Below are 13194 nucleotides of genomic sequence, written 5' to 3' on the forward strand. Positions count from 1 at the left end.
TATGTTTAAATACGACTGGAAGTCTCTTTTAAAAAATAAAAAATTAATGGGGACCATCATTGTCATGATGTTTATCCCGATTTTATACAGTGGGATTTTCCTCAGTTCCTTTTGGGATCCATTTGGGAGGACCAGCCATCTGGCGGTTGCAGTCGTGAACAAGGACGTTCCCGCGGAAATAGAAGGCAAGAAGATGTCCATTGGGGATGACCTCGTGGAGGAATTGAAGGACAATAAGGATTTTGACTGGCACTTTGTCACTGAGAAACAGGCGGAACAGGGTTTCAGCGATAATGACTATTATATGGTTGTGACTATTCCCAAGGACTTCTCCGCCAATGCTGGCACGGCTCTGGACAAGAATCCAAAAAAGATGGATTTGACCTATAAAATCAATCCTGGCCGGAATTACTTCATCGAAAGTATCGGTAAAAATGCGGCCAGCAATATTAACGAAAGTATTTCCAAAAAGATTACTGAAAACTATGTGGAAGTGATGTTTGACAACATCAGCGAGCTTGGTGAAGGCTTTGCCGAGGCTGCGGACGGCACAGGAAAGCTTGAAGATGGTGTCGGCCAGGTCAAAGAAGCCAATGAGGAAATTACCAAAAACCTTGAAAAGCTGGCTTCCAGCACGCTAACCTTCAAGGATGGCGCGCAGCAGCTTGAAGTAGGCCTTGGCCAATATTTTGAAGGTGTAGATAAACTCAATGACGGGGCAGTGAAACTCGAGGATGGAATCGCCCAATATACAGATGGAGCGACCCAGTTGGAGTCAGGTGCACAGGCTTTAAATAAAGGCACCGAAGAATATGCCAACGGTGTCAATAAAGTCAATGAAGGTGCAGCACAGCTGGCTGATGGGGCAAGCAAACTCAATGAAAAGAGTTCGGGCCTTACACAGGGAACCCAGAGTCTGGTGGATGGTTCGAAAAGCTTGAGCTCAAATCTTGTGAAAGCTCAGGAAGAGGGAAGTGCCCCGCTGAGTGAAGGACTTCAAACACTAAAAAAAGAATCTGCCAAGCTGACAGATGAACAACAGGGCGTCCCTGCATTGGCAGAGGGCCAGAACAGTTTGAATAGCGGATTGAAGTCAATTGCTTCTGGAAATGCATCGTTGAAAAATGGATTAGTGGCGATGCAGGACAGTCTTCCGCAAACGGGAACAATCAGTCAGTTAAACGAGGGATTAGCCGGGATTCAAAAGCTTTCCGAAGGGATTCAGCAAGCTCTGGCAGCAGGGGACACCGAAAAGGCAACAGCCTTGTCCCAACAGCTGGCGGAATTAACAAAGACCGTAACACCGGGAGCCACACAAGCCTTGAATGGCTACAGTGCAATCTCCAATGGCCTGACAAATCAATTGATTCCTGGCGCCGAGAATTTGAATGCTGGAATACAGGATGCAGTACAGGGCAGCGGGAATCTCGTTGCAGGTACGAACAGACTGAACAGCAGTATTCCTGAATTAGTGGAAGGAATCAACTCGGCCGCAAATGGAGCTCAAAGCCTTGATGGAGCTCTTGGACAGTTGTCAGACGGCTCCAAGTCGTTGGTCCAGGGATCCGAAGCGCTTGACAAAGGGGCATCGGAATACACAAAAGGTGTTGACAGCATTCATTCCGGTGTAGGTGATCTAGTCTCTGGAACAGGACAGCTGGCGGAAAAATCAGGTGAATTAACAAGCGGAGCAAATGAATTGGCCTCAGGAGCAAGTGCGCTGGCAGGAAACTCCAAGCCTCTTATTGACGGCAGCAGCCAGCTCGCCTCCGGTATTTCTCAGCTGGCTGAAAATGCTCCGGCGTTATCGGAAGGCTCCAGCAAGCTGGCATCAGGTGCAGACCAGATCAAGGACGGGTCTGAAAAGCTTGCGGAAGGCTCAAACAATCTTGGCGATGGATTAAACAAGGTCGCGGATGGTACAGAGGAGCTTGGGAGCAAGCTCTCGGACGGAGCTAATGAAGTGCAGGAAGTGGAGGCTGATGACTCCAACTACAGCATGATGGCCGATCCAACTAATTTGAATCTCGTAAAAACATCGGACGTGCCAAACTATGCGCATGCGCTCGCACCAAACTTTTTGTCCATCGCCCTCTATATTGGGGCCCTGGCGTTTAACATAATTATCCCGCTAGGCATAGCGGCAATCCCGCCTAAATCCGGCAGGGAGTGGTGGTTCAGCAAATTCAGCCTCGCCTCCGTGCAGGCCATAATGGGTGCGCTGATCATGGATGCCATCATGATTAAAGGATTAGAGCTGCAGGTTGACCATATTGGATTGTTTGTTTTCATTTCCATCATGGCTTCATTAACCTATATGTCCATGATTATGATGTTAAATGTAGCATTGGGCAATCCGGGCCGTTTCGTGGCCATGATTGGACTTGTCCTGCAGCTTGCAAGCAGCGGCGCTATGTTCCCAAGGGAATTGACCGCTCCATTCTTTGAAGCTATCAACCCATATGTGCCAATGACGTATGTCATCTTTGGGTTCCGCGAAGCGATGTCTTCAGCGGAAGGAATGCCAATCTTCTGGGAGAGCATTGCCATCCTTGCTGGTTTGATTCTAGTATTTAACATTGTCCTATTGTTTGTATTTAAAAAGAAAAATGATAAGGGAAAAGATATTTTAGTTAACAGCGAAGAAGCTGTCGCTTAATTTCTTCCATATAAAAATATCAGTCTAGCTGCCATGTTTGGCAGCTATTTTTTTTATTCACAGTGGTTGGGGGACGGGGATTATTCAGCAAGAAAAAAAGCCGGCTTACTGCCGGCCATACTCTCTTGTTATCTATTCCATGTCTCCAATAGTAATTCTGCATGCTCAATGAGGGTGTTTTGGGCTTCCGATGATAAATGTTTTTCATTGGCGTTTTTTTGGAGACTCGCTATATATTTTTTAATAAAATGGCTGGCCACTTTGGCAGAACCTTTTTCATCATGATGATTAGCCTGTTTTAGTGCATTGGTCAGCTGAGGCACAAGAGGGCCTGAAAGATCCTTTGTCTCTATAAATCCTTTTGTTAGATCCTCAAGAACGCTTACATCGATCGTAACCGCCACATGTGCCGTTACCTTTCCATACTCGCTTGTTCCATTGACAGTGAATGATCCTAGTTTAGAATAGGCTGTTTCAGGGATGGAATCCCAGGTTACAGCTGCCTCTTTCAGGCGGTTATTTTTGACGTCCAATACTTCAATTTTTTCTGGTAGGCGGGGCTCGCTGTAGAGTGTGGTTGCCAGGTATTCATTGTTTTTCTGGATAAACTCGCTGAATGCTGCAGTGAACACACGTGTGGAGTCGTTAGCCTGCCAGTACTGGGATGTCCCAATTCTTGTAAACATCGATTGCCATATGACCGGTTCCCAAACGAGCATCGTCTTGCAAGAATTATTGATCGTGTCATTACATGTCCGAATAACATCTTTCATAAAATCTGCCTGTCCCTGGATGGTGAATGGGTAGCCTGTTGCCGGTCCTGAATTAGGGGTGGCAAAATGGGAGGTTTCTGAAACCGCTAATTCATATTCTGGGAATTCGCTTGCAAAAGCATGCAAATAATTGCCCAGGTCGGACATTGTTCCATGCCATTGTGGATAATAAGATATGGACATGATGTCGAAATTGTTATCATAGTCATTTTTCAAGCGTGTTGTCAGCTGCCGCCAAAATTCCTGTGTCTTGGCAAGCCGGTTTGCATCAACAATCACATGAATCTTCGTTTTAGAATTTGGGGATGCTTCTTTTACAGCACGAAGCCCGGCATCAATGATCGCAGTGAATCGGTCCCAAGCGGCATCATATTTGGCCTGCTCGGACGGATCTTCTGAATTCCAGTATTCCCAGAGCAATTCGCCGCCCGGTTTGCCAAAATAGGAGGAATCATTTTTGGCATAGTTGGGATAGCTGCCTGTTGCTGTTTTTTCATTTCCCCACAATGTTCCATTGATGATTTCATTGCCGACCTGTATAAATTCAGGGGCAGCTCCTGCTTTTACATGATCGTCTGTCACTTTGTAGGTAAAATCATGGATTGCCTTGACTAATTCCTCAAACTCTAAGTCTTTCCAGGCCAGCGGTTTGATTTGTTTGCCAGGATCGGCCCAGCTGTCCGAGTAATGGAAGTCCAGTCCAACTTTCATGCCAAGACTCTTGGAATATAAAGATTTGTTAAGAGTATCTTCCGGATTCATGCTCCCATCCGAAAATCCAACAGGCTGCCCATCCCCTTCGTTGCGCGGATCATTCCATATCCGAAATCGTACCTCAGACATGCTCGTTTCTTGCATAGTACTGATCATCCGGCCATCCGAAGAGGGGGCGTCTGTATTGTTCTGAGTCGTATGAATTCTGTCTAGGAACCCTGTATCCCAGGATATATCTGCCCCGACCGAAAAATGGTCTTTTAATGCATAGTTATTGGCTCTGATTTCGGTAATGCCTGGAATGGCACCATCCGAAACTCCAAGCAAGGTAGCTTTGATGAATCGAACGGCTGGCTTGTCCTGAATAAGAACGTCTTCGCCTCCAAGGACCGGATCTGATGCATGGTCGGACAGGGTAAACCAATTTTCGCCGTCCTGGGAGCCTTCCAGTGTATACTTATATTTTCCATTTTTTGAAGGGAATACGACCTCGACCATGCGCAATCCCTTATAGGTTCCTCCCAAATCGACTTGAAGCCAATTTTCTTCTGAACCAGATAGGGAATGAGCATCCCAATAGGTGCTTTCATCCTGGTCAAAAGCAAGTCCGGCATCTCCGTTACCAGCCTGGAATGTTACCCAGCTTTTGGTCGTTAAGTTCGTTACGGCTGGTGAAATCTCTGCCTTGCCGTAATAAGCGGATGCTGGTGTAGTGATCAGGGGAACAGAAAGCACAGTGGCAGCCAATAAACCAATCGATTTTTTTAGCCATGGAATTTTTTTCACGTACATTTAGCCTCCTTAAAATGAAATGAATAATCTTGGGACCGACAGTGGGAAGATGTTCGGGTTTTTAAAAATCACCTGCTTTCTAAATATTTTAAAACGCTTTCAAAATGTGTGTCAGAAAACTCATATAAGAATATGTTTATACTAAATGATTTTAAATCCATCGTGTATGAATATCTTATTTGAATAATATAAATATATGAAACCTATGTTATGCCTGGACAAAGGGGAATATTATGCTGTTTTAACTAAGATTCAGGGGGGGGCTATGACAGGCTTTTGCTGTGCAGTTCCCGGTAGACTTTAGGGGTTAAACCTTCCTTCTTTCTAAAAGTGTGGACAAAATGACTGACATCATTAAATCCCACAAGATGAGCAACATTCTTTAATGGTATATCCGGGTTCTGAATTAAAATATCTTTTGCCTTCCTGATCCTTAGCTGTATTAAAAAGGTATAGGGACTGAGGCCAAAGGTTGCCTGGAATAATCGATTTAAATATTGGGAGCTCACATTTAGATACTGTGCCATTTGATCAAGGGAAATGTCTTCCGCATAAACGTCTTCCAGCCATTCAACAGTCTGACGGACTTTTTCATACAAATGTGAGATAGAAGGCTGTTTATTGAAACTTCCGTATTTGCGAAGATTAATCAGGAATCTATATAAATAACTGGATAAATCCAGCTTTGAAAATTCCAAATCTAGTTCGGCTTTTAAAAACATATCCTTAATGATTTCAGCAAATGGGCCATGCTCCAGTCCCGTATAAAGGGCGGAACAGTTTAATTTTAATGAATCGATAATGGAAACAACTGAAGCACCTCCAAACGTAATGTAAGTCGTAGACCATAATTTACTAGTCTTAACGTAAGTATGCGGGGTGTATGGCGTTAAAAATATGCCTTTTCCCTTTGATAAAATGTATTCCTCTCCATTGAATGAAAATTTCCCTTCCCCCTCGATGGTTTGAAGCCAATGGTAATACGGATAACCGTCTGGCCTGTTAAAATCCTGCTCGAATGGGTTATAGCCAATGCTTTCAACGAACAAAGGCAGGGACTCATCCACTGAAATGTACACGTACCTCACTTTTTTATCATTCATTAAGTCACCAGCTTTCCTGATTTATCAATTGGCATCTTAAACGATTTACCTGTTTTTCTGTAAAAAGCTATTTATGAATTTACATAAAGACGCAACCTTATCTTTTTTCGATAAGTGTAAACGAATTCCTTTTTAACCAGTAGAAGTCTTCAAGTTTGTAAATTTTCAGCCCCAACAACCCGCCTGGTGGAAATCCCGCATTTAGGGACACTAGGTTTTTAAATAAAATTTTACTGGCTGCCCCGAAAGGCTTCTCCTGCTGGGAAGACGTCCTGGTTCCTACTGCTAGTTTCCCTTTTACTGGAAAACCACATCAGGTTTTTAGCTGCCTCCCATCGGGTAAGAGCAAATCATGATTGAATTTTATTAAGGAGGGATTGCAATGAATCAAAATCTGACAGATGCAGACCAAAATCTTGGTCAGTCTATGGGGTCTCAAAAAGTGGTCATGGAGAAAAGAGACCAGGTGGAGGACAAATCATTCAGCAAGATATCCTTAAAAAAACTGGATCAGCAGGTGATAGTCATTACAGGTGCGTCAAGCGGGATTGGCCTGGCGACAGCCAGGATGGCGGCTTCGAAGGGCGCGAAAGTAGTAGCGGCGGCTCGAAATGAAGAAGCACTCAGCCAATTGGTCGATGAACTGAGAGGACAGGGCTGCCAGGCGGTTATGGTTGTGGCAGATGTTAGTAAACAAAAAGACATAGAGAAGATTGCGGACACGGCAAAGCTGGAATTCGGCGGATTTGATACTTGGGTCAATAATGCCGGGGTCTCGATCTTTGGCAAAGCAACGGATGTAAAAATGGAAGATATGAGGCAAATGTTTGAAACGAACTTCTGGAGTGTTGTATGTGCTTCCAAACTGGCCGTGAATCATTATAAAAAAAGAGGAGTACCCGGTGCCATTATTAATGTTGGAAGTTTTTATGGAGACAGAGGGGCAGTGGTCCAATCGACCTATGCTGCCGCGAAATTCGCTCTGCATGGCTGGACAGAAAGCTTGAGGATGGAACTGGAAAAGGAAAAAGCGCCTGTCTCCGTCACACTGATTCACCCGGGTCGAATCGATACTCCATATAATGAGCATGCCATGAGCTATATGGAGAAGCAGCCGGCGCATATCGGCATGATGTATGCACCGGAAGCGGTGGCTGAAGCCATTCTTTATTGTGCTGCCCACCCAAAAAGGGATATGTATGTAGGATCCCAGGCCAAAATGATGGCGGTTCTGGGAAGGCTCGCGCCGCGTCTAATGGACAAATATATGGAATTGACGCTGTTCCGCACCCAGCATGATGACAGGCCGTCGAACCCTCGGGAAGAAAGTGCCTTGTATCAGCCTGGCTATGGAATGCATGAAAGAGGGACTAATAAAGGGTGGGTCCGAACTAATAGCTGGTACGTGAAGGCAACAAAACGTCCGATCCTGACGGCGGCCGCGCTGGCAGGGATTGGCGCAGCCGTTTGGAATGCAACTAAACGAAAAGCTTCCAATAAAATAGTAACCCGTGGGGCAGAGAGGGAACCGCGGATGGATTTTTAGTTTTGGTCCTGTACCGAAATGTTCATAACCTCTGAAGGCTTTTTAACCGCATTGGTAAATTTCTTTCTGTCGGTTTGCGGGCTATAATGATGACTAATCTTTATATTTAAAATAAACGTCTGCCGCAGTGTTGTAAGGTGGCAGACGTTTATTTTTGCCCAGGGCCTGAAGGCAGGGGAAAAATTATAATTGAAAGATTAAATAGTGAAGTTTTAGGCTTAATTTAACAATCAAAACATGTTGTTTAACAATGAACACAGAAAAGAAGAAGGAGTGGGGATACACTCCTTTTATCACGACATATTTAGTTTTTTAAACACAATATTTTTCCGATTCCCCCAGTAAAAAACTATTTAGATTTAGATACATTGATACAAAGATGGCTAATTGACTTTAATGATAGGATTTAAACGAGAATCGATTGTATTCCTTTTTTTCACACATATCGATTATATAAGTTGCTAATTGTTGAATACCGAGATTTATCTTATCTTCATTTACTTGTGAAATGCTTAGTCGAATTGCTTTCTGTTTTTTTTCAGCTAAGTACATTCTAGAAGCGTTGTCTATATAAATATGTTTTTCATGCAGTAGGTAAATCAATTTATTGACATCTATATCTGAAGGCAAAAAGATGGTCAGATAAAAACCACTTTTTGGCTTTGTAAATTGTATATAGTTCGGCAAATACAATGAACAGGCTTCTAATAATGTTTTCATTTTTTTTATGTACAATTTTTTTACGCTTTCTAAATGATATTGAAACATACCATTTTTCAAATAGATTTCCAATGCTCCTTGTGAAAGTGGTGATGAAGTGAAATCAGTGCTAAATTTATACTTTACGAAGGTGGGAATCATTTTTTCAGGGAGTACAACAGTAGCAATACGCAGCCCTGGCAAAAATACTTTCGAAAAACTTTTTACATAAATGACTCTTCCGTTAGGTTCATACGCAAACAATGGGTCTGCTTTTAAATCCGTATCTAACTCTGCTAAGAAATCATCCTCTACAATGTATACATCGTATTTTTCTGCAAGAGCAACGATTTTTTTCTTTTCTTCATTTGTATAATGATGCCCAAGTGGATTATGGCATCTTGGAATGATGTAAAAGAATTTTATATCATTGGTTCGAAATAAGTTTTCAAGCCTTTCAAAATCAATACCCTCCATTGTTAATTCAATTCCTAATGTTGTAATCTGATTTAACTGTAAGGTATCGATCATACCAAAGTATGTAGGTTGCTCAACTAATACATTCTTTTTCCGATTTGGAAACGGCAGGATGGATAGAATGTGAAGCGCTTGTTGTGCGCCGGAAGTAATAACAAGTCGTTCAGGTTTCGTGAATACTTGTAAACTTTGTAAATACTTCGCAAGCTCCTTTCGTAAAGAAAAAAGTCCCTGTTGCTCACTATAAGTAAATAATTGTTCTTTATAATGGTCAATCGCCTGGTTTATACAATGCTGAAAGTCCTCATAAGGCATGATACGTTTATCCGGACCAGCAGATAAAAAATCAATATGATTTTCAAGTGGACTAGGTGTTTGGTAATAATCAACAACGTAATAGCCACTTTTGGGTTTGGCATAGACTATATGTTGTTGTTCCAATTCAAGTAATGCCTTTACAACCGTATTTTTACTACATTGAAACTGTTCAGCGAGCAGCCGAATAGAAGGTAATTTATCACCTGTTTTTAACTGCTCATCCTCTATTTGCTGTTTCACCCATTCCAAAATACCTTTATATTTTGTTGTCATATAGATTCTCCTTAGCGTCTGTACCATGACAGATGTGGAATATTATTGTATTAAAAAGAGTTGATATCAAATAAAATCATGTTTAACTAGTTAATTCTTTTTAATATTTGTATGTTTGTGAAGGGGGATTTTGAATGGAAAACAATATAAAAAGAGGAATGCTTTTCGGCTTTATTGGCATAGTTTGTTTTAGTCTTACATTACCAGCTACAAGTATTGCTGTCCCTTATTTCGGTGAAACAATTGTCGGGTTAGGTAGGACAGTTATTGCAGCAATAATCGTTAGTATCATTTTTATCAGTAAAAAAGAATTATTACCTAATAAAAAACAATTGAAAAGCTTAGGTATTGTTGCCGCCGGTGCTGTATTTGCCTTTCCGTTATTAACAACATTTGCAATGAAATCACTGCCTGTATCACATGGAGCAATTGAACTGGCTTTACTGCCACTCGCGACAGCTGGTTTTGCTATGTGGCGTGGAGACGAGCGACCCTCTAAGCGCTATTGGATTGCGAGTATTATTGGTTCGGTCGCAGTGCTTCTTTATGCCGTGTTTTTAGGTTTAGGTCAATTACAAAATGGAGATGTTGCACTAATAGCAGCTGTCTTAACGCTTGGATTAAGTTATGCAGAAGGTGGAAAACTATCAAAAGAGCTTGGTAGTTGGCAAGTGATCGCTTGGGCTATATTAATTGGAGCCCCGTTTTTTATTGTTCCTGTTGGCTTAAGCATATCAGTTGATATGTTAAAAGCGCCAGTCGAAGCTTGGATCAGTTTGCTCTATTTAGCTGTTGTAAGCCAATTTTTAGCATATGTCGCTTGGTACGGTGGGATGTCTTTGGGAGGGATTGCAAGAGTTGGACAGATACAATATTTACAGCCCTTTTTAATGATTGGATTTTCTGTATTGTTCTTAGGAGAATCGATTACATGGCTTACGATTGTTTTAGCGATTGTCGTTGTGATATGCGTAATAATTGGAAAAAATGCACCTGTTGTACGATAAAAAGTTAAGTAATAATAAAGTTTTGACCAATAGGGAAAATGCAGGAATAAAAAGGGGGAAAGCAGAAAAAGAACAGGTGGATCAACAACATCGTTGATACACCTGTTTTATGTGCTGTTTAACAATATTCACTATGGTGTGGGAATGCTATTACATCATTGAATAATATTGTTTCAGCATTATATATTAATCCTTGCTTTAATTGCTAAAACAAAAGAGGGGAGGATATGACCCTCGGGACCGTTTATTGGTCAGGGGAACTGGTCCAGACAGAAACGCTCCCGCCGTGAACAGGGAAAGTAGCAAATCCTTTTTCATCAATGACGATTTCTTCTTCCCTGGAGTTCGTCACGTCTTTCCAGACTTCCCCTGCCTTGGATTCCCCAACGTACATTCTTTTCTCGCCTTCGTCCCCATTCGAGATGACGACCGCACAGCCAGAGTTTTCAAGATCGTTATCGCCAAGGCGGACCCAGCCGATAGTATTGGGATGATCGAAATAATCGATCTGTTCTCCGTAGGCCTTCTCATATCGGACAGAGAGCAGAATATCGAGAATCTCTTTCTTGCCGTCTACAGGCACCGGGCCACCGATTCCAAAATAATCGCCGTAGAAGACGCATGGATTTCCTTCCTTCCTGAGTAAAATCAGGGCATAGGCACTTGGTTTAAACCAGTCCTGAATCCAGGATTCTAGTGCTTCATGAGGCTGGGAATCATGATTATCCACAAAGGTTACCGCATGGTCGGGGTGGGAGTTGACGAGGGTACCCTCAAAAATATTGGTCAAATCAAAATCTCTGCCTTCATTGGAGGCCTGGTGCAGCCTATAATGCAATGGGACATCAAATAAATCGATATTATAGTTGACATGATCGAGGTAAATCTGGTTCGGAATGAGTTCGTGCTTCCAGAATTCACCGACAAAATAAAAATCGTCTCCCCGGTGTTTCAGCATCTCTTCAACAAATTCAGAGATGAAATGGTGATTAATATGCTTGATGGCGTCCAGGCGGTACCCGTCGCAATTGAGGGTATCGGCAAGCCATTTTCCCCATGAGATCATTTCCTTTTTGACATCGGGATGGTCATAATCAATATTGGCGAACATCAGGTAGTCATAATTGCCAAATTCCTCGTCCACGTGGTCATTCCAGTCCTTGTGGTCTCCCAGAATCTTGAAAACTCCGAAATTTCCTGTCTTTTCATCATAATCGGTTCCGTTAAAATGTTTGAAGTTCCATTGGAAGGAGGAGTATTTACCTTTCCTCCCCGGGAAGGTAAAACTTGTCCAGCCTTCGATATCAAAAGGTTCAGAGATTTCCTCTGTCCGGTTTTCCTGATCCACTTCAATGACCTTGAAGACTTCTGTTTTATCGGCACCTGCTTTATGGTTCATCACCACATCTATATAGACTTTGATTCCGACATTGTGACAGGCAGAAATCGCTTCTTCAAGCTCCTGTCTTGTCCCGTACTTTGTTCGGACCGTATCCTTTTGCTTAAATTCACCTAAATCATATAAATCATAGGGTGCATAGCCAGTATCTTCGGCGGTGATTGCTTTTGTCACAGGCGGAATCCATACAGAAGTAATCCCTTTTTCCCTGAGCTCCGGTGCTTTTTCCTTTAGGCGACTCCAATGCGAGCCATCCGGCTCCAAATGCCACTCGAAAAATTGCATGATCGTGTTGTTTCTTTCCATGTCCTTGTCTCCCTACGTCAGCCAAATTTATTCAATGAATCGAATATAGGTTTACTTACCCAGTTATTGACCGAAACAATCAAGAAAGTAGAAATTTTCCATCGATAGGGGAAATCAAAGCTTTTATATTGACAAAGGAGGACTTACACGCTGGACTCCGTAAGAATTGGAACGAAGATAATGTGCGAAGGGGCATTCAGAAGGACATGGGGGACCGTGCATGAGGTCAAACTTTCCTTAAACCTACCTGTACTTGCATTCTGCTTTTATCAGTCCTGCATAATTGAGGGAAACTATCACCGCCACTTGAAACATTTTGCCACATGTCCCTTAAGGTTATAGTATCAATAAGCTAACATGGAAATAACCTTAAGCTTTATCCCTGGAAGGTTTTGGCTGTTTTAAAAAGGAGAGTGCACGGCACAGACATACACCAAACACCTTCTTTTACAGTATAAATAAATAGACATTTAGCGGAGGTCAATATCGCTTGTTATCTGTCCTTTCATAACCCCTTATAAGGAGGAAATGATTTGAAAAAAGAATACTTAGTAGCAGATGAATTGCAGTGCATGTTTTTAGAAGGCAGTTTGCCTGGAATTAAAGAAGAAATCGTCAATCTCGTTTCAAAACAACTGCGAACAGGGGATATTACAATTGCGGAATTAATAGAGGATTATCCTCTTTTTAAAGACAAAGTCATTCAGGCTATGGAACGAATCCCTATTTCAAATTAAAAGCAGCGGTAATGAAAGTGGAAATTAGATTCGACTGGTTCACATATTCACGATTTATAATAAGGAGTAGCCTGTTCCCAGGATGAACATATAAGATGAGCACAAGGTACACAGCGGATCAGCTGATAAGCTGGTCTCTTTGTTGTTGCTGTCACTAGCTGGACACAGGTTTTTCAATAAAAGAGAAGAATCGTTGCATAAACAAAATTAATCAATGTATAAACGTCAAGAATACATGCATAAATCTTAAAAATCGATGTATAAGTGGTAAAAGCAGACCGCTAATGACTCGCATCCCTTCAGGATTCCTGCATTTTTACCTGAATCTTGCAATTATGCATGATGATTAAACGAATTTTAACCAGATTACAGCGGAATCGGTTAAAAAGGA

Annotated in this window: 8 protein-coding genes; 4 read left to right on the plus strand and 4 right to left on the minus strand. The window is 42.1% G+C overall.

Annotated features, from left to right (window positions below; translation table 11 throughout):
• Position 1: 1 nt before the first annotated feature.
• Positions 2 to 2659, plus strand: a complete 2658-nt coding sequence (locus EV146_RS12835) for a YhgE/Pip domain-containing protein (protein ID WP_241993913.1) — start codon at positions 2 to 4, stop codon at positions 2657 to 2659.
• A 128-nt stretch (positions 2660 to 2787) separates the two neighbouring features.
• On the opposite strand, the gene EV146_RS12840 is transcribed toward EV146_RS12835, so the two are convergent.
• Together EV146_RS12840 and EV146_RS12845 are read right to left on the minus strand one after the other, a co-directional pair.
• Positions 2788 to 4932 (minus strand): glycosyl hydrolase 53 family protein, encoded by a 2145-nt coding sequence (locus EV146_RS12840; protein WP_158287093.1) that lies wholly within the window; start codon positions 4930 to 4932, stop codon positions 2788 to 2790.
• 269 nt (positions 4933 to 5201) lie between these two features.
• A complete protein-coding gene (locus tag EV146_RS12845; protein WP_132006690.1) occupies positions 5202 to 6041 on the minus strand; it encodes a helix-turn-helix domain-containing protein in 840 nt (279 codons plus the stop codon).
• 448 nt (positions 6042 to 6489) lie between these two features.
• On the opposite strand from EV146_RS12845, the gene EV146_RS12850 reads away from it, so the two are divergent.
• Positions 6490 to 7587: an SDR family oxidoreductase gene (locus EV146_RS12850; protein ID WP_241993914.1), complete on the plus strand. Its 1098-nt coding sequence runs from the start codon at positions 6490 to 6492 to the stop codon at positions 7585 to 7587.
• 393 nt (positions 7588 to 7980) lie between these two features.
• On the opposite strand, the gene EV146_RS12855 is transcribed toward EV146_RS12850, so the two are convergent.
• The gene (locus tag EV146_RS12855; protein ID WP_132006693.1) at positions 7981 to 9354 is read right to left on the minus strand and encodes an aminotransferase-like domain-containing protein; all 1374 of its coding nucleotides are present in this window, start codon (positions 9352 to 9354) and stop codon (positions 7981 to 7983) included.
• A 134-nt stretch (positions 9355 to 9488) separates the two neighbouring features.
• On the opposite strand from EV146_RS12855, the gene EV146_RS12860 reads away from it, so the two are divergent.
• Positions 9489 to 10361, plus strand: a complete 873-nt coding sequence (locus EV146_RS12860) for a DMT family transporter (RefSeq protein WP_132006696.1) — start codon at positions 9489 to 9491, stop codon at positions 10359 to 10361.
• Between the two features lie 244 nt (positions 10362 to 10605).
• On the opposite strand, the gene EV146_RS12865 is transcribed toward EV146_RS12860, so the two are convergent.
• A complete protein-coding gene (locus EV146_RS12865) occupies positions 10606 to 12066 on the minus strand; it encodes an alpha-amylase (protein ID WP_132006699.1) in 1461 nt (486 codons plus the stop codon).
• A gap of 533 nt (positions 12067 to 12599) precedes the next feature.
• Here EV146_RS12865 and EV146_RS12870 point away from each other — a divergent pair.
• Positions 12600 to 12803 carry a hypothetical protein gene (locus EV146_RS12870; RefSeq protein ID WP_132006702.1) on the plus strand — a complete coding sequence of 68 codons (204 nt, stop codon included), beginning with the start codon at positions 12600 to 12602 and terminating at the stop codon, positions 12801 to 12803.
• Positions 12804 to 13194: the final 391 nt, after the last annotated feature.

Origin of the sequence: Mesobacillus foraminis, assembly GCF_004340465.1 — a bacterium.
GTDB lineage: Bacteria > Bacillota > Bacilli > Bacillales > Cytobacillaceae > Mesobacillus_B > Mesobacillus_B foraminis.

Coding starts and splice junctions, on each gene's coding strand:
- EV146_RS12835 (WP_241993913.1), top strand. CDS start 2: ATGTTTAAATACGACTGGAAGTCTCTTTTAAAAAATAAAAAATTAATG.
- EV146_RS12845 (WP_132006690.1), bottom strand. CDS start 6,041: ATGAATGATAAAAAAGTGAGGTACGTGTACATTTCAGTGGATGAGTCC.
- EV146_RS12850 (WP_241993914.1), top strand. CDS start 6,490: ATGGAGAAAAGAGACCAGGTGGAGGACAAATCATTCAGCAAGATATCC.
- EV146_RS12855 (WP_132006693.1), bottom strand. CDS start 9,354: ATGACAACAAAATATAAAGGTATTTTGGAATGGGTGAAACAGCAAATA.
- EV146_RS12860 (WP_132006696.1), top strand. CDS start 9,489: ATGGAAAACAATATAAAAAGAGGAATGCTTTTCGGCTTTATTGGCATA.
- EV146_RS12865 (WP_132006699.1), bottom strand. CDS start 12,066: ATGGAAAGAAACAACACGATCATGCAATTTTTCGAGTGGCATTTGGAG.